The sequence below is a fragment of the Paraclostridium bifermentans genome, assembly GCF_019916025.1.
Taxonomy (GTDB): domain Bacteria; phylum Bacillota; class Clostridia; order Peptostreptococcales; family Peptostreptococcaceae; genus Paraclostridium; species Paraclostridium bifermentans.
This window is the reverse complement of record NZ_CP079737.1, coordinates 1,849,278-1,866,061: the sequence shown is the minus strand read 5'-3', so window position 1 is coordinate 1,866,061 and position 16,784 is coordinate 1,849,278. Positions and strand designations below refer to the sequence as shown.

Here is a 16,784-nt window from a genome sequence, read left to right as displayed (position 1 = left end):
GCTGAAAATTTAGATGGTAGCAAATTATCTTATGTTTATATAGCTGGGATGCTTAATACTAAAGAACAACTTGGAGAAATGACTCAGACTACAATAACACTATAAGATGATTTATTAAAAGAAGGTAAACACAAGTTAGAAGTTGTCCAGTATGATAACGATGAACAAACAGGAACTCATATAACTTATAAGACTGTAAACTATCAAGTAAAAAAAATAATAATAATTAATAAATGTTTTAAACTTAAAATAAAAAAGGAATTGTAATATTATTACGATTCCTTTTTTATTTTATATAACTTACATTTTAGATTTTGATAGAAGGAACATATTATGCAAAATAATTTTTAAAATTTGAATGCTTTTATATAAAAAGTAAATTTTACAAAAAGTAATGCTTATTCAAACTATTTAAACAGATCAAATCGTGATCATTCTGTAATAAAATTTGAACTTTTAATTTATTCTGCTTTATTTTTTCTTCCTTAAAGAATCATTAAGAATACTTTAATCTAGTATAACTAATCAGAAATATTATTTAACTGGATAAATGTAAATAGAACCTCCGCCTACGATTACTATTCTAAAGTCAGGTGTAATTTTAACTAAATTAAATTTTTCAGAGTTTGGTTGAAATCTAATAGACTGAACTAAAACTTGATTTTCATCAAATACTTGAAGATAAGCATCTTCAGTTTGAGAAACATTTTGAACCATGTATTTATTGTCTTCTGAAAAATTTAAATCTGCAACTTTATATACACCTTCCTTAAATACATTAAGAGCATGAGCTGTATTACTAGATATATTTAATAAAAAGCATGAAACTAATAAAAGAACAATTATTTTCTTTTTCATACTTGAACCACCTTTCTAGTATAGTTTAACTAGTAAAGATATAAATATTCGATAATTAAAATAGCAAAAATTAACTAAATATAAAATAAAATTTATATTTATAACTTAAAAATTAAAGCACTTAGGATCTTAATTTGAAAGAAATATTAGTCGGATTTATAGAAATTGAATTACTGAATATCTGTTCTGAAAATGAAAAATTAGCATCATTAGATTTTTATGGAACGAAAGTTACGATGATAGTAACAGCTACATATTTATTAGGACCAGTTATATTAGGGGCTATATAAATGGCTATATAAATTGAAAAAGCGAGATTTTATTTTCTCCCTTAACCTATAATTTACTCAGTTTGTTTGAAGAACTATAATTTGAAGAAAATAAAGTAAATGCATCAGATAAATTATCAGTATCTTTAGTGTCTAAATATGGACTTAATTTTATTAAAGTGATTTTGTAACAATTTAATATAGATTTAAAAGATAGAACAACAATTAAAGCTATGAATAGAATAGAACTAAATTTCTTTAATAGCATAATTACACATCCTTTTTAAGTAGTATATGTAGAAAAAATTAAGTTATAAGAATTAAAGATATAATGATTTTTAGAATGATCGTAATAAAAGATATATTATTAATGTTTATATTATGAAATCAATAACTATACAAAATAAAAGCGAGAAATTAATTTCCCGCTTCGCCTATAATTTCGCTTAAGTTATTTGAAGATGTTGAAGCTAGTGAAAATATATTGATAGCATCCATTAAATTATCAGGATCTTTAGTTTCTAAATATGATTGTAATCTAATTAAAGATACTTTATAAAAGTTTAATATAGACTCTACAGCTAATACTGCGGCGTTGTCTTTTTGAGGAAGTTTTGAAGCTTTTATGTTCAAATCCTCGATTAAAGTTTCTATAAATTTAATGCTTTTATTAATTTCAGTATCTTTATAATTTCCCATTATTATCGTTTTAATTAAAAGGTACATATTGTTATCAATTATTTCTAAATCTTTAATATATTGATTATCAGATGTACTTGGAGGAACAAGACTAAGTGCATGAGTGAAACTAGCAGTACTTGTAAAAATAATTAACGTCAAAAGTATAATGATACTAAACTTTTTTAACAATATAATCACACATCCTTTCTTAAATAGTATGTGTATATAGCTAAATCATATTATTGAAAATATTAGAAAATAAATAAATTAAAAAAGCGGGATTTTATTTTCCCGCTCCACCTATAATTTCCCTTAGTTTGTTTGAAGAGTCATAAGCTGTAGAAAATGAAGTAATCGCATCAATTAAATTATCAGGATCTTTAGTTTCAAAATAGGACTTTAACCTGATTAGCGAAATTTTATAATAATTTAATATGGATTGCATAGAGAGAATGGCATCATTATCACTTTGAGTAAGCTTTGCGGTGTTAACTGTTAAAGTATCAATTGCTGTTTCTATAAATTTAATGTCTTTTTCAACTTTATCTTCTTTGTAATTTCCAGCAACTATATATTTAACTAGAATGTACATATTATTATCAATTAATTCTAAGTCCTTAATATATTGATTGCTAATAGGAGCAGGGACAGAAGTATTAAAAGCATGGGATAAACTTATATTAACTGCAAATAAAGTCAAAGTTATGGCCAAAACAATACTTATTTTTTTAAACAACATAAATTAACCTCCTTTTTTTAAGTAGTATATGTAGAAATAAGTAAATTATAGGTTTGGAAAATTTAAAATAAAAATATAATGATTTTTAGGCGATTGATATGAAAGTTAATTTTACGATAGAAGAGAAAGGAAAATAAAGACTAAAATTTTCGACTCAAAATAGGAAAGCCTTTAAATAATAGTAAACTAATTATTATGAAAACTGGGTTAAGTTATTATATAGAACTACAGTTAAACACCACTGTAGAAGGCAATATAAAAATGTCTATAGTTTGTTATTACGGAATTACTAAAAAAGATATAAATACTATAGTTAAAAAAGTATTGGATCATATAAAAAAATAAAAAAGTTTATGTTATATACACAATTCTAATTTATAATACCAAAGGTTCATTATATAAGGGCTAAAACTAAACTAGCTGAAACATGGAGAAACGTTGGCATAAAATAATTAGATGATATACCTATGAATTTAAATTAGTGAACTGAATATCAACTTAAATATAAATATGATGATGTTCTTAGTTTATTTTTAGATAAAAGAAATAATCATTTATTAGAAGCTAACTTAAGTATATTGGGAATGCTTGAGAAAGAAGAAACTATATGTATAAAGAAATAAGTTCATCTACTGAAAAAAAGTTCATATTGATATATGTAAAACTCAAATAGTAGTAACTAAAAGTATGTACAATACATTTAAATATATAGGTGATAACGAGAAAGAAATTACAGCATAAAATAGGAGAGAAGGTACTCTCATTTATATTTTTACGTATATTTAAAATAGAACATATTATGGGCATGATGCTATGAGCTAACACAAACACTACACTCATATTTCCCTAAGTTAACTGTGTTACATTTGTTATATGTTCGATTCGCATGCTATAGCATATGACAAACTTTATAAAAAAGGAATGAATAAAAAGTATAGTTGAATACTTTGGAAATTAGTAGTATAATAAACAACATGCAAAAAAGTAAGTTGTTGGTAAAACTATAAATAAACAGGTTTTATTTACAGCTATCTTATTTGGTATAAAACAACTCTATTAAAATAATGAAATTCCAACAATTATTAAAAATCGTTGGGACTTGTTCGAGAACCTCCAAGTATAAAAAACTAAGGTAATTATATAGTGGCAGTATATAAGACATATCCTTAGCTATGACTTTAAATTAAAAGTTGTAAGGTTCTCCTTATTAATAATTTTTTTAAGGAGGCATTTGTTATGCAAAAAAGAAAAGTAATAATTGACTGTGACCCAGGTATTGATGATTCATTAGCTTTATTATTAGCTATAAATTCACCGGAATTAGAAATATTGGGCATAACGACTTGCAGCGGGAATGTACCTGCTAAGATGGGAGCTGAAAATGCTCTATATACACTTCATAGATTTTCTGATAAAAACATAGATGTATATATTGGAGAAGAAAATCCCCTAAAAAGAGAACTTGTAACAGCTCAAGACACACATGGAGAAGATGGTGTTGGAGAAAATTTCTATGAGAAAGTACCTAATAAGTTTATAAAATATGGAGGAGTAGATTTTATTATAGAAACACTAAAGAATAATGCAGATGTATCTATAATAGCTCTTGGACCATTGACCAATATTGCTAAAGCACTTATAAAAGACAAAAATGCTTTTAAAAACTTAGATGAATTTGTATCTATGGGCGGTGCATTTAAAATACATGGTAATTGTTCACCTGTTGCAGAATTTAATTATTGGGTTGATCCACATGCAGCTGAATATATTTACAAAAATTTACCTAAAAAAATCCACATGATAGGGCTAGATGTAACTAGGAAAATAGTATTAACACCAAACATTATCGAATTTATAAATAGGTTAGATAAAAACTTAGCTGAATATATAACACAAATAACAAGGTTTTATATTGATTTTCATTGGAACCAAGAAGGCATAATTGGATGTGTTATAAATGATCCATTAGCTGTAGCGTATTTTATAGATAGAAGCTTGTGTGATGGATTTGAATCATACACAGAAATAGTTGAAAGTGGAATAGCTATGGGGCAGAGTATAGTAGATTCTTTTGATTTTTACAAAAGAGATAATAATAGTATAGTGCTTACGGAAGTTGATGAAAAAAAATTCATGCGTATGTTTTTAAAAAGGCTGTTTCCTAAATATATAGATAAAATTGAATTGATAGGGGGATTACTTTAAATGAAAAAATCTCTATCTACATATCAAGTAACAATAATCGCTCTAGGTATTGTATTAAATGTAGTTGGTGCATTTATAGCACTGACATTAAGATTACCTATATACTTAGATTCAATTGGAACTATATTTATAGCTTGTATACTAGGCCCTAGATATGCCGTTTTAACAGGAGTTTTAGGTAGTTTTGTAAGTGGAATGACGTTTGACATATACTCATTATTTTTTATGCCAGTTCAAATATCAACGGGATTAATATGTGGAATTATGTTCAAAAAAGGCTTTTTAAAAGGTGGTAAAATATTCATAGGAGTAATGGCTTTTTCAGTCCCAACTTCTATATTAAGTGCTATAATAGCAGCATTTGCATTTGGAGGAGTAACTTCATCAGGATCATCATATATAGTACAAATTTTATCCGCATTTGGGGTTAATAAAGTTGCTGGAGTATTTTTAACACAAGTTTTAACTGACTATACAGATAAAATTATAGCAGTTATGATTGTAAAATATGCAGTTTCATTAGTTCCACAAAATGTAGTAAATAAATTAAAATTTAAAAATAGTTATATGGAGATAAATAATGGATAGATATAGTGAAATCAATAATAAAAATAAACGTGAAATAGTGCTTCTAAAAGGATTTCCTTGTAAATGGGGTAAATGTTCATTTTGTGATTATACTCTAGATAATGACAATGATGAAGAAGATATGAATAGATTGAATTTTGAAGTATTAGAAAATGTTACAGGTAAATATAAAGTATTAGAAGTTATAAACTCAGGCAGTTGTTTTGAACTTCCCAAAGATACTTTAGATAGAATCAAAAGCATTATAATAGAAAAAAACATAGAAAAGTTATTTTTAGAAAGTCACTGGTGCTATAAAAATAGGTTAGATGAAATGAGAAGGTTTTTCAATATACCTATAATATTTAAAACTGGAGTAGAAAGTTTTGATTATAACTTTAGAAATGATTTTTTAAAGAAAAATGCTAAGTTTAAAACTATAGATGAGTTAAAAACTTACTTTGATTCACCTTGTATGATGGTAGGAATAAAGGGGCAGACAAAAGAAATGATAGACAGGGATATGGATATAGTTTTAAATAACTTTGAACATGCTACTATAAATGTATTTATAAATAACACTTCTAGCATAAAAAGAGATGAAGAATTAGTTACTTGGTTTAAAGAAAAGTACAAATTTTTAGATGAAAATGAAAAAATAGAAGTGCTTTATAATAATACTGATTTTGGAGTTGGTGAATAAAATATGTATGAATTTGGGAAAAATGTTACAATAAATATGAAAAAATTTTAAAAAAATATGGAACTAAGTTCATATATAGTATAATATAATAACAAAGACGAAGAACTGAGGTGCTAATATATGAACAACATTATAAATAAGACATCAATAATATGTACAATGTTAATGGTTACAGTTAGCATGCTTTCAGGGTGCTCATCAAATGAAAGTATTACTGATAATAATATAAATAAAAAAATAGAATCTGAGAGTGTGAACATTGATATAAATGAAAAAAATGCTAAAGTATTGAAAATAGGTAAAACAGAAATAATAAATGAAAGTAAAAGTGGAAATAGTGAAGAACTTAATCTTATAGATACAAAAACTAAAGTTACAAATACAAGTGACTTTAATATTCGAAACATAGAACTAACATTTAGAGAATATGATAAAGAAAACACTGCATTGGCAAAAACAGAAGCTTTATGCAAAATCACATTAAAACCAAATGAAAGTGCATATATACAAGCTGCACATAAAAAGTATACTAAAGATATTAAAGTTACAGGATACTCATATAACTTAGGAAATAAACTTGTAAGTGTAGATTTAGAAACTAATAAAATGGATATATCAACTACTAGAGAGCGAATTGTAAAAGATGCAAAATATGATATATTAGGAATATCTAAACCAGAGCTTGTAAGTGAAGTTAATGGTGGGTATAGCTCTAAAATTACAATAAAGAATATCTCAGATAAGGATATAGGTAGTGTAGTTTTAGAAGTTGCAGAATTAAACGATGAAAATGAGTATACTAACGTAACCTATTTGGATTCATATGAAGTAATAAAAAAATCTCAAGATGTAAGTTTAAGTTCTGTACACTCTAATGATGCAAAGAAACTAGAGGTAATAGGATATATTTACGATGATGTAAAAGACAATACAACTGTCGAAGTAAATTTAAAATTAAATGAAGTAATATTATTAAAATAAAAAAATTAATAATTTGTATTGAAAATTGATTGGATATGTACTATAATATTTATTAAATAGAATAAAGAATATAGCTAAGAAGGAAAATAGTAAAAAGCAAGTTTGTATTCAGAGAGTGAGTGGTTGGTGAGAACTCATTACAATGGTTTTTGAATCCATTCCGGAGCTACTAGTCCGAAATAATAGTAAGATTAGTCGTAAACCTACGTTACAGGACTGAGGAGGTTTATATTTTTATAAATATAAACAACTAGGGTGGCAACGCGGATAACAAGACTTTCGTCCCTTTTTTAAGGGTACGAGGGTCTTTTTTTGTTACTTAGCTACAATTAATTACAGTAATAACTAAAACATATTAATTAAAACAAGGATAATATTGCAATAAAATGTAAAATTGGGTACATTTATACAACTATATTCTACCATGGAAGATAAAAAAAGTATATTAAAATATGCAAATATAATATTATAAAAATAGTTAAAATTAAAAAGTCAAAAAACTTAATTCCTGAGAAAATAGATTTGATTAAAAAATATAAAAATATTGAAACAGGATTACTTGTTGTACCCAAAAAACAGATGTAAAAAATTATTGCAAAAAAACGCAATTGAAAAAGATTAAATTATGTTAATTAGTAAATAAAATTGTGATTAGTTTATAAAAAGATTTATAAAAAAATTTTACAAGTAAATAATAAAAGGGATGAATATAATAAAGTAATAAACAATATATGTATAGGTTAAATAATATTATTTTAAGGAGAGGGTAATAATGAAAGAGAATAATCAAAACTATGGAAAGTTAGATTTTGTAAAATTAAATGAAACTTTAGCAGATCCAGAATTTGCAAATTGGTATTATAATCAAATAATGAATGGAACTGATGCAAATTTAGAGATAATGGGATTTGTAGATATTTTAAAGAAATACTCAGACGGGGAATACAAATAAGCAAAAATAAACCTCACATTTGTGAGGTTTATTTTTGTTTATTTATATTTTTTATAAAACAATTCGTATAAAGGTATAGTTATGACTGAAGCAATAAAAGCATCTATCATATCATGCATTGTATCTGCAAGTCCACCAACTTGCATATTTGTTCCAAAGAAACTATCTATTAAAAATTCAGATATCTCCCATAAACCAGCTATAGCCATGCTAAAACAAAAAGTAAATACAATTATAACTTTTCTGTCGATTATAGTATTTGAATTAGAATTTAGTAGCACAAAGGCATCATATGCAAATAAAACGGCTAAAACACCTGATAGAGAATGCATTATATCATCATAGTGGTTAATTATTCCATAAAAATCGAAACTGGAACCCAAGTAAGATGAAAATAAAATAAATATAAGTATTGAAAAAATTAAAATAGGAGAAATTACATTTATAAATTTTTTCGTTGTAAACTTTATAAATACAGTTATCATTAGAGAGCAAAAACAAGGTGCGATTTGAAATGATTCTCCAAAGAAAATAAAGTATATTAAGGAAACTGTATATAATAATATAAGTATGTTTGTAGTTAAAATTAAGTATCTAGGAACTTCTTTTTTATAAAATAACAAAATGAAACCTCCTTTATGTTTTAATGTATTACTAATAATATATTAAAACAATTAAAAAAATATGTATAGCATAAAATTTCCTAATATAACAATAATTAATTGTGTTTTTTTAAAATAATTCCAAATACTAATATGGATTAAAGTTATAACAAAAATACATGAAGGGAGTTTTTTATATGCTAGCTAAAAAAATATATAAAAATATAAAAGAAGAGAAAAAAGAACTGGAGAGAAAGACTAAAAGACATAAAGCTGCAAAAATAACAACACTTACAGCCTTAGGAATAGGAGCAGCAACTATAGGAGCTACAATGGTCTATAAAAAAGCTAAAGCAAAGCAAGAAGAGTATGACTATGATGATTATGGATATGGATTAGATAATATAGAAGAAGAAAATGAAGACTATGAATTAAAATCTAAAATAGAAGAATTTAATAGTAATAGACTAAGTTATGACAATGAAGAACATGTATCAAATGAAGAAATGAGTAAATTTATAAATAAAATTGATAATGAAGATGAAAATTTAAACGAAAACCAATTTAAATAAAACTCCCTAAATGGGAGTTTTAATAATTTATACCAGCTGCTTTAATATTTTCCTTATTCATAGAACTACAAGGTGTAACACCATAAGTCATGTTGCAATGATCACATTTATCAACATGTGTGTTCATGATAAATGTATTTTCACAATTAGAACAAACAATTTCATGTGGTGTTCTTAATGGAAAATCACCCTTATCTTTACTTCTAACTAAATCAACAACTTGCTTTCCATCATTCTTATTTGTATTTGCACATCCGCAAGACATAAAAAAATCCTCCTAAGTTATAAATTATGTAGATTATTATATATGAAACAAATAAAAAAATCTGTAACAAATGTTACGAATTAGTATGTAATTTATTTAAAAAGATTTATAAAAATTATTATGCATGGAAGTGAAAAAATATCCAACAAGAATGCTCCTACTAAAGGGACTATCAATGATGCTTTTTCAGATGGACCATATTTATGGGTAACCGAATTTATGTTAGCTAATGCATTAGGTGTATTTCCTATTCCATGACCTATAATACCTGATATCATTACTGCTGCATCAAAATTTTTTCCTAATACTTTAAAACATACAAAAATTGAGTAAATTAATATGAATATAACCTGAGCAAAAATTATTAAAAGCATAGGACCTGCAATAGTTGCTAAATCTAATAGATTTATACTCATAAGGGCTATTATTAAAAACATTGAAAGTGCAATATCACTTGCAAAATCTAATATATAAAAATTTAAATTAACTAATTTAACTTTATCATTGAAATTTCTAAATATACAAGCAACAATCATACAACCTACAACACTTGGTATAACAATAGATGTTTTTAAATATATTGTTTTTGCAATTAAGTTTCCGAAGTTTAAACACAGAAGAATAACTAACGTGTGTTCAAAAAAGTTTATTGTTGTAAAAATGTTAGACTTAGAATTTCTTGTTAAAAAGTTTTTAGTTAAGAAATTAGATTTTTTATTATATAACTTAGGGTATGGATTAAACTTAGGTTTTAAATTATGTTTCTCAATTAGATATCGGGCAACTGGAGCACCTAAAAGTCCGCCTATTATTATACCTAAAGTTGCAGAAGCTAGACCTATGGTTACGGCGCCGTTTATTCCCATTTTCTCGATAGTACTTCCAAATGCAGCTGCATTTCCATGTCCACCCTCCATTGAAATAGTTCCACACATAAGAGCTATTAATGGATGAATATTAGTGATTTTAGCTATCGAAACTGCTATTATATTTTGAGAAAGTGCTAAAAAGCCACAGAGAATCCAGTACTTAAATAGCAAGCTACCACCTTTTTTTACAAGTTTAAAGCTAGCATTGAGCCCTAAAATTGTGAAAAAAACAGTCATAAATATAGATATAAAATTTTGAGAGACACTAATATTTACAATATTGAAAATTCTTAATAATAATGACAAAAGTGTAAAAAGCAATCCTCCTATAACTGGTGATGGTATACAAAATTTTGAAAAAAATTTAATTTTATCTTTTAAGAAAGTACCAATTATGAAAAAGACTATAGCTATAGATAAGGTAGATATCAAATTTAGATTTACATTCAAATCAAAGCACCTCCTAGAGAAAATTATATGACTGTAACTTGGAATTAATGAAAGTATATTTAAAAAAATATAGTAAAACATATAAAAATAGCGAAAAACGGGCTACAATAATCGACAATTAATTTAAATGGTAAAATTTTAAATAAAATCTTGTTTTATTATGGCAAAATAGGGTAATATATATAATATAAAAATATTTTGCGGGGTGGTAAATATGAAAAAAATAAATGAATTATTAAAAGAGTTTAAGGATGAGTTAAAAGGCATAATGGATACTATGTTAGTAAGTGAAAGATTAAACTCTCAAAGATGTATAGCAAAAGATATAGATACAACTAAGACAATAATAGAACCAAAGGAAGAAAAAAGAGAACTTGATGAACAAGAAATGAGAAAACTATATAAGTCTTTAACTAATTTAGTTGAAAATTTAAAGGGTGTAGGTGGAGAGTTATTAGTAAGTGAGAGATTAAATACACAAAGATGTATAGCAAAAGATATAGATACAACTAAAACTATAATAGACCAAAAAGAAGATGAACATATAAGCATGGAAGAAATTGAAAAATTAGCAGATGAAGCTAAAGGTTTAGTTAACACTATGCTAAATGAAGAAAAATTAAATGAAGAAGTAGATGTAGTAAAAGGAAATGATACTACAGAAACAATAATAGATAAAGAGAAAAATTTAGAAAATACAGAAGAGTTCCACAAATTAGTAGAAGAGTTAAAAACATTAATGTCTACTATGTTAGTAGGAGAAAGATTAAATACACAAAGATGTATAGCAAAGGATATAGACACAACTAAAACAATCATAGATCAAAAAAATAAAAAAGTAAAATAGCTTGTCTATTTTACTTTTTTATTTTTTTGTGAGAAAATTATTATAAATACTTTATTCAATACTAATATTCAATAAAAAATGATTAACATGAAATGCATTGGACATAAATTAAATATAGGTAAAAATACAAATGATATAGATAATCATTTACAAATGAAAAATAAAGTAGTATAATTTAAAATATAAAATTTTCGGAGGATGATTTATGAGTATACTGATAAACAGTGCTGAAGAGACTTTCTTACATGTAGGATCACTAGTCAGCATGTCTATATTATTATTTGGATTTATAAACTACAAAACAAGCGGAAGTTTTGTAGAAATAATAAGTAGAAATAAAAAATTACAACCGCTATTTGGAGCTTTGTTAGGAGCTCTTCCTGGATGTGGGGGAAGTATAGTTTTAATGCCATTATTTATAAGCAATAAGGTAACTTTTGGAACAATAATAGCAAGTTTAATTGCTAGCATGGGAGATAGTGCATTTTTAATGATGACAACTGATTTTAAAGCATATGTTTTAGTAACGATTATAAGTTTTTTAGTTGGTATTTTAACTGGATACATAGTTGATTATTTTAAAACCGAAGAAAAGTTAGAACTACATAAATGCAAGTCTAATTTGGATAAAAGTAAATCTAATAATTGTTCAAGAACATCAAACTCTAATTCATGTGATATTCAAAAAAGTAGAAGATTTTACCACATAGCACATGAAATAGTTCATGGAATAGGATATAAAATATATTTATTACTGCTTATAACTGGATGTATATTTATGATACTAGCACATTCAGGTTTAGAGTTTGGGTTTATAGAAGCTATGCATTCATTTGAAGAGATAATAGCTATAGTAGGTATAGTAGCATCTTTTGTATATATGATAATGACTAAAAAAGTTATTGAAAATGAAAATTTTGAAGAGAATGAACATAAACTTATGTCGTTAAAAGAAACTTTAATACACTCTGTAAGTGAAATATCATTTGTAATTGTTTGGATCTTTGTAGCATATGTGTTATATGATTTAATTATACTTATGGCTGGAGGAGAAGAAGCACTAGTAAACTTAATATTAGGAGCAGGGGTTATAAGTGTATTTGCTGGAGCTGCACTTGGAATTGTACCAGGATGTGGCGTTCAAATTGTAGTTATGTCATTTTATTTAAAAGGAAGCTTACCTTTTGCAGCATTAGTTGCAAATAGTATATCTCAAGATGGAGATGCATTATTTCCTTTATTAGCTATGGATAAAAAGTCTGCTTTATGGGCAACTATAATAACCACAATTCCATCAATTATAGTAGGATTATTAATTTATTTCATATAGAAAAAAGTTTATGGTTAATTTATAATCATATATTCATATTCTATAATATAGGTTTTATTATGGAGGAGTATATGAAAAATAATTGTATGATTGTAGGAATAGCGATTGGGGTTTTAGCTGGAGTGTTATTTACAAGAATAAATTTTACAACACTTATTACTTTGGCACTTGGAATATGGATTGGATATTTTTTATCAAATAAAAAATAGAAGCTATCTCATGATTATGAGATAGCTTTTTTATTATTTTAAAATGTATGATTTATTATAAAATGTAAAATGGATATAATAAATAGTATAAAGTACATATAAATATATTGGGGAGGTGTGCTTGTGAGACACTTTATGGTTTATATGAAAAAATATTTTGTTTTATTTATTTTAGGCATAGTGTTGGTTAGCTTTGAAGCTATTTGTGATTTGATGCAACCTACGATACTGGCTAACGTTATAGATATAGGTATAGCAAATAAAGATATGAATTATCTGATAAACAAAGGATTTTTAATGGTAGTGATAACAATAGCAGGAGCCGTTTTTGCTATTTTAAGAAGTATAATTTCAACAAATGTATCTCAAAAATTTGCTAGAGATTTAAGGAGCGATATATTTGAACATATAAATTCATACTCATTTGAGAATATAGATAAAATAACAAAAGGATCTTTAATAACTAGGAGTACCAATGATATTAACCAAATACAACAATTTGTAAATGGATTAATGCGAATTATAATAAAAGCTCCTATACTTTGCATAGGTAGTTTTATATTGGCTATGAAGCTAAATTTAAAACTTTCAATAGTATTATTAGTTGGTATAATTATTATATTTGGCATAATTATCATAAATTTAAATATAGGAACACCTTATTTTAAGAAAGTTCAAATATCTTTAGACAATTTAAATTCAAATTTAAGGCAATATCTATGTAACATAAGAATCGTTAAGTTATTTAATAGGGTAAAGTATGAAGAAGAAAAATTTGAAAATGTGAACATGGATTTATTAGAAGTAACTGAAAAAGCTATGAAAATTAGTACTGTATTTAAACCAACAATAACTTTAATTTCAAATATAATAATAGCAGCTATATTATATTTAGGATCAAAATTAATTTTAAAAAATGAAATTGAAGTAGGTGTTATTGTAGCTTATATAAATTATATAGGGCGAATATTAACTTCATTGCTTATGATAGCTCATATTTTTAATGTCTTTATAAGAGCAAAAGCGTCTAGTGAAAGAGTTATAGAAGTTTTAGATACTCAAAATGATATAGATAAGAGAGGAAATATAAAAATAGATATCAGTGGTAGTTTAGAATTTAAAAATGTGAATTTTTCATATACTGATAATGAGAAAGTATTAAACGATATAAGTTTCAAAATAAATCAAGGAGAACATATAGGTATAATTGGACCAACAGGAAGCGGAAAAACAACCTTAATAAGTTTAATAATGAAATTTTATAAAATAGACAAAGGAATTTTAAATATAGATGGAAATGATATAAATGACTTGGATAGCAAAAACTTAAGAGAGTATATTGGATTAGTTCCACAAAAAAGTACTTTGTTTAATAAAACTATAATTAATAATATAAAAATGGGAAATAGAAAAGCTTCATTAGATAAGGTTATAGACATATGCAAAATATGTGAATGTGATGAATTTATAAAGAATTTTGAAGGTGGATATGAACAAATGGTTGGAGAAAATGGAGCTAATTTATCAGGAGGGCAAAAGCAAAGAGTCTGTATAGCTAGAGCATTAATAAAAAATCCTAAAATTTTAATTTTAGATGATTCATTTAGTGCTATGGACATAAAAACTGAAAATAGAATTAAAAACAACATAAAAAACTACCTAGATAATACTACATACATAGTGGTTTCTCAAAAGATTAGTTCTATATTAGATATGGATAAAATAATAGTTTTAGAAAATGGGAAAATAGTCGGTTTTGATAATCATAGCAGTCTATTAAAACAATGTGATATGTATAAAGAAATATATAACTCTCAAATATCGCCAGATGTATAAAGGTGGTGGGTAATCAATGAAAAGTAAGATTGAAAGTAGATTTACGCCAAGGAAGAAACCTAAAAATACGAGAAAGACAATTTTAAGACTTTTAAAATATTTTAATAATGAGAAAAAGACATTAATATTAATAAGTATTTTAGTTTTTTTAGATTGTTTAATTGTTATATTAATCCCCCTTTTAATAGGAAAGTGCATAGATATAATAGATATGAATGTACTTGGAAAATCTATATTTAAAATAACATTGGGAGCTTTAATTAGTTTTTATCTAATTGACTCAGTTGTAAGTTTATTTAAGGAATTTATAATAATAAATATGTCTCAAAGGGTCATAAAAAAAATACGATCATCTGTTTTTTCAAAGCTCCAAACATTGCCTATTGCATATTTTGATGAACATAAAAATGGAGATTTAATGAGTAGGATAACTAATGATATTGATAATATAAGTAGTGGAATATCAAGTTCAATAGCTCAGATAATTACATCTATTATAACTATTTTTGGAACCGTAATTATGATGTTTATATTAAGCCCTCAGCTTACAATATTAAGTATAATTACAATGCCTCTGGTTATTATACTAAGCAAATTTATTGCGAGAAGAAGTAAGTCATTTTTTAAAAACCAACAAATAGAATTAGGGTTATTAAATTCACATATAGAAGAAAATATAAAAAATATGAATGTAATAAAATCTTTTAACTATGAAGAAGACTCAGTAGAAAGCTTTAATGAAATAAATGATAGGCTTTTAAGAGAATCTTTAAAAGCACAGATATATAGTTCGCTACTTATGCCTATGATGAATGTTATTACAAACATATCATTTACGCTTATTTCAGTAGCAGGGGCATACCTCTCAATAAAGAATATAATAACTGTAGGAACTATAGCTACATTTTTAAGTTATACAAAGCAATTTACTAGGCCTTTAAATGAACTTGCAAATTTATTTAATACATTTCAGATATCAATAGCTGGATGCGAAAGAGTTTTTGAAATATTAGATGAAGAGGTAAAAGAAAAACATGTAATTAAAGGTGTTAAAAGTAAAGATATGTTAAAAGGGGATATAGAATTTAAAAATGTATGGTTTAAATATGGAAAAGGTGATTATATATTAAAGGATTTAAACTTTAAAATTAAAGATGGAACAAGCAATGCCATAATAGGTACGACTGGAAGTGGCAAAACAACTATTATAAATCTTATAAATAGATTATATGAGCATGATAAAGGAAAGATTTTAATAGGAGGATATGATATTAACGATTATGATAAAGAATACTTTAACAACTCTTTATCAATTGTATTACAAGATATATACTTATTTAATGGGACGATTTTAGACAATATAAAGTATTCAAAATTAGATGCTACAAAGGAAGATGTAATTGATGCATGTAAAATCTCTAATTCGCATAGTTTCATAATGAAATTAAAAAACAATTATGATACATGGATAGAAGAAGGCGGAGATAGTTTAAGTATAGGACAAAAACAATTAATAAGTATATCAAGAGCTATACTGAAAGAATCACCAATATTGATTTTAGATGAGGCTACAAGCAGTATAGACACTAATACAGAAAGAAAAATACAAGAAGCTATAAAATATGCGATGAAAGACAAAACCAGTATAATAATAGCACATAGATTAAGCACTATAAGATATTGCGATAACATAATGGTAGTAGATAAAGGGGTAATAGCTGAAAGTGGAACGCATGAGCAATTAATGAATAAAAAAGGCATTTACTACGATAGTATATGCTCACTAAATGGAGACAACATGAATTAAGGTGACATTTAGATTTGATAGATGTCACCTTAAAACTTAAAA

The 16,784-nt window shown here is 25.7% G+C and carries 20 protein-coding genes, 1 riboswitch and 1 other annotated feature; of the genes, 13 read left to right on the top strand and 7 right to left on the bottom strand.

Annotated elements, in window-relative coordinates; translation table 11 throughout:
* Positions 1-534: 534 nt before the first annotated feature.
* Positions 535-858, bottom strand: coding sequence for a hypothetical protein (locus KXZ80_RS09045; RefSeq protein ID WP_021433154.1), 324 nt, complete (start codon positions 856-858; stop codon positions 535-537).
* 134 nt (positions 859-992) lie between these two features.
* Between KXZ80_RS09045 and KXZ80_RS09040 the strand changes: the two genes are divergently transcribed.
* Positions 993-1,148, top strand: a complete 156-nt coding sequence (locus KXZ80_RS09040) for a hypothetical protein (protein ID WP_021433153.1) — start codon at positions 993-995, stop codon at positions 1,146-1,148.
* Between the two features lie 46 nt (positions 1,149-1,194).
* On the opposite strand, the gene KXZ80_RS09035 is transcribed toward KXZ80_RS09040, so the two are convergent.
* From KXZ80_RS09035 to KXZ80_RS09025, 3 genes are all read right to left on the bottom strand, one after another.
* The gene (locus KXZ80_RS09035) at positions 1,195-1,395 is read right to left on the bottom strand and encodes a hypothetical protein (RefSeq protein ID WP_038285253.1); all 201 of its coding nucleotides are present in this window, start codon (positions 1,393-1,395) and stop codon (positions 1,195-1,197) included.
* Between the two features lie 149 nt (positions 1,396-1,544).
* Positions 1,545-1,967: a hypothetical protein gene (locus tag KXZ80_RS09030; RefSeq protein ID WP_156344341.1), complete on the bottom strand. Its 423-nt coding sequence runs from the start codon at positions 1,965-1,967 to the stop codon at positions 1,545-1,547.
* Between the two features lie 124 nt (positions 1,968-2,091).
* A complete protein-coding gene (locus tag KXZ80_RS09025) occupies positions 2,092-2,547 on the bottom strand; it encodes a hypothetical protein (protein ID WP_021433151.1) in 456 nt (151 codons plus the stop codon).
* 195 nt (positions 2,548-2,742) lie between these two features.
* Between KXZ80_RS09025 and KXZ80_RS09020 the strand changes: the two genes are divergently transcribed.
* From KXZ80_RS09020 to KXZ80_RS08995, 6 genes are all read left to right on the top strand, one after another.
* Entirely contained in the window at positions 2,743-2,892 is a 150-nt protein-coding gene (locus KXZ80_RS09020; RefSeq protein WP_021433150.1) for a hypothetical protein, read from the top strand.
* A 747-nt stretch (positions 2,893-3,639) separates the two neighbouring features.
* A riboswitch (PreQ1 riboswitch) is annotated at positions 3,640-3,684 on the top strand.
* 99 nt (positions 3,685-3,783) lie between these two features.
* Positions 3,784-4,752, top strand: coding sequence for a nucleoside hydrolase (locus KXZ80_RS09015; RefSeq protein WP_021433149.1), 969 nt, complete (start codon positions 3,784-3,786; stop codon positions 4,750-4,752).
* Positions 4,753-5,340, top strand: a complete 588-nt coding sequence (locus tag KXZ80_RS09010; RefSeq protein ID WP_021433148.1) for an ECF transporter S component — start codon at positions 4,753-4,755, stop codon at positions 5,338-5,340.
* The gene (locus KXZ80_RS09005) at positions 5,333-6,022 is read left to right on the top strand and encodes a radical SAM protein (protein ID WP_021433147.1); all 690 of its coding nucleotides are present in this window, start codon (positions 5,333-5,335) and stop codon (positions 6,020-6,022) included. Before KXZ80_RS09010 ends, KXZ80_RS09005 begins: the two co-directional genes overlap by 8 nt.
* A gap of 120 nt (positions 6,023-6,142) precedes the next feature.
* Complete coding sequence (locus KXZ80_RS09000; protein WP_021433146.1) at positions 6,143-7,003, top strand: hypothetical protein; 861 nt, start codon at positions 6,143-6,145, stop codon at positions 7,001-7,003.
* A gap of 67 nt (positions 7,004-7,070) precedes the next feature.
* Positions 7,071-7,293: a binding site (T-box leader), on the top strand.
* Positions 7,294-7,775: 482 nt separating this feature from the next.
* The gene (locus KXZ80_RS08995; protein WP_021431345.1) at positions 7,776-7,955 is read left to right on the top strand and encodes a hypothetical protein; all 180 of its coding nucleotides are present in this window, start codon (positions 7,776-7,778) and stop codon (positions 7,953-7,955) included.
* A 38-nt stretch (positions 7,956-7,993) separates the two neighbouring features.
* On the opposite strand, the gene KXZ80_RS08990 is transcribed toward KXZ80_RS08995, so the two are convergent.
* Positions 7,994-8,578: a hypothetical protein gene (locus KXZ80_RS08990; protein ID WP_021433145.1), complete on the bottom strand. Its 585-nt coding sequence runs from the start codon at positions 8,576-8,578 to the stop codon at positions 7,994-7,996.
* A 176-nt stretch (positions 8,579-8,754) separates the two neighbouring features.
* Here KXZ80_RS08990 and KXZ80_RS08985 point away from each other — a divergent pair, with 176 nt between their 5' ends.
* A complete protein-coding gene (locus KXZ80_RS08985) occupies positions 8,755-9,129 on the top strand; it encodes a hypothetical protein (protein ID WP_021433144.1) in 375 nt (124 codons plus the stop codon).
* Between the two features lie 19 nt (positions 9,130-9,148).
* Here the strand turns inward: KXZ80_RS08985 and KXZ80_RS08980 are convergent, their stop codons facing one another.
* Both KXZ80_RS08980 and KXZ80_RS08975 read right to left on the bottom strand, forming a co-directional pair.
* Entirely contained in the window at positions 9,149-9,394 is a 246-nt protein-coding gene (locus KXZ80_RS08980) for a hypothetical protein (RefSeq protein WP_021433143.1), read from the bottom strand.
* A gap of 92 nt (positions 9,395-9,486) precedes the next feature.
* The gene (locus KXZ80_RS08975; RefSeq protein ID WP_021433142.1) at positions 9,487-10,713 is read right to left on the bottom strand and encodes a sodium/glutamate symporter; all 1,227 of its coding nucleotides are present in this window, start codon (positions 10,711-10,713) and stop codon (positions 9,487-9,489) included.
* A 214-nt stretch (positions 10,714-10,927) separates the two neighbouring features.
* Between KXZ80_RS08975 and KXZ80_RS08970 the strand changes: the two genes are divergently transcribed.
* The 5 genes from KXZ80_RS08970 to KXZ80_RS08950 all read left to right on the top strand — a co-directional run bounded on the left by KXZ80_RS08970 (position 10,928) and on the right by KXZ80_RS08950 (position 16,742).
* A complete protein-coding gene (locus tag KXZ80_RS08970) occupies positions 10,928-11,560 on the top strand; it encodes a hypothetical protein (protein ID WP_021433141.1) in 633 nt (210 codons plus the stop codon).
* Positions 11,561-11,765: 205 nt separating this feature from the next.
* Positions 11,766-12,890 (top strand): putative manganese transporter, encoded by a 1,125-nt coding sequence (locus KXZ80_RS08965; protein ID WP_021433140.1) that lies wholly within the window; start codon positions 11,766-11,768, stop codon positions 12,888-12,890.
* 71 nt (positions 12,891-12,961) lie between these two features.
* A complete protein-coding gene (locus KXZ80_RS08960; RefSeq protein WP_021431338.1) occupies positions 12,962-13,099 on the top strand; it encodes a hypothetical protein in 138 nt (45 codons plus the stop codon).
* A 123-nt stretch (positions 13,100-13,222) separates the two neighbouring features.
* Entirely contained in the window at positions 13,223-14,935 is a 1,713-nt protein-coding gene (locus KXZ80_RS08955; protein ID WP_021433139.1) for an ABC transporter ATP-binding protein, read from the top strand.
* Between the two features lie 16 nt (positions 14,936-14,951).
* Positions 14,952-16,742, top strand: a complete 1,791-nt coding sequence (locus tag KXZ80_RS08950) for an ABC transporter ATP-binding protein (RefSeq protein ID WP_021433138.1) — start codon at positions 14,952-14,954, stop codon at positions 16,740-16,742.
* Positions 16,743-16,784 lie beyond the last annotated feature (42 nt).

Excerpts from the sequence above, each read along its gene's own strand:
- KXZ80_RS09005 (WP_021433147.1), top strand. The coding sequence starts at position 5,333 with ATGGATAGATATAGTGAAATCAATAATAAAAATAAACGTGAAATAGTG.
- KXZ80_RS08960 (WP_021431338.1), top strand. The coding sequence starts at position 12,962 with ATGAAAAATAATTGTATGATTGTAGGAATAGCGATTGGGGTTTTAGCT.
- KXZ80_RS09035 (WP_038285253.1), bottom strand. The coding sequence starts at position 1,395 with ATGCTATTAAAGAAATTTAGTTCTATTCTATTCATAGCTTTAATTGTT.
- KXZ80_RS08980 (WP_021433143.1), bottom strand. The coding sequence starts at position 9,394 with ATGTCTTGCGGATGTGCAAATACAAATAAGAATGATGGAAAGCAAGTT.
- KXZ80_RS09045 (WP_021433154.1), bottom strand. The coding sequence starts at position 858 with ATGAAAAAGAAAATAATTGTTCTTTTATTAGTTTCATGCTTTTTATTA.
- KXZ80_RS09025 (WP_021433151.1), bottom strand. The coding sequence starts at position 2,547 with ATGTTGTTTAAAAAAATAAGTATTGTTTTGGCCATAACTTTGACTTTA.
- KXZ80_RS08965 (WP_021433140.1), top strand. The coding sequence starts at position 11,766 with ATGAGTATACTGATAAACAGTGCTGAAGAGACTTTCTTACATGTAGGA.
- KXZ80_RS08995 (WP_021431345.1), top strand. The coding sequence starts at position 7,776 with ATGAAAGAGAATAATCAAAACTATGGAAAGTTAGATTTTGTAAAATTA.
- KXZ80_RS09020 (WP_021433150.1), top strand. The coding sequence starts at position 2,743 with ATGAAAACTGGGTTAAGTTATTATATAGAACTACAGTTAAACACCACT.
- KXZ80_RS08985 (WP_021433144.1), top strand. The coding sequence starts at position 8,755 with ATGCTAGCTAAAAAAATATATAAAAATATAAAAGAAGAGAAAAAAGAA.
- KXZ80_RS09000 (WP_021433146.1), top strand. The coding sequence starts at position 6,143 with ATGAACAACATTATAAATAAGACATCAATAATATGTACAATGTTAATG.
- KXZ80_RS09015 (WP_021433149.1), top strand. The coding sequence starts at position 3,784 with ATGCAAAAAAGAAAAGTAATAATTGACTGTGACCCAGGTATTGATGAT.
- KXZ80_RS08950 (WP_021433138.1), top strand. The coding sequence starts at position 14,952 with ATGAAAAGTAAGATTGAAAGTAGATTTACGCCAAGGAAGAAACCTAAA.
- KXZ80_RS09010 (WP_021433148.1), top strand. The coding sequence starts at position 4,753 with ATGAAAAAATCTCTATCTACATATCAAGTAACAATAATCGCTCTAGGT.
- KXZ80_RS08970 (WP_021433141.1), top strand. The coding sequence starts at position 10,928 with ATGAAAAAAATAAATGAATTATTAAAAGAGTTTAAGGATGAGTTAAAA.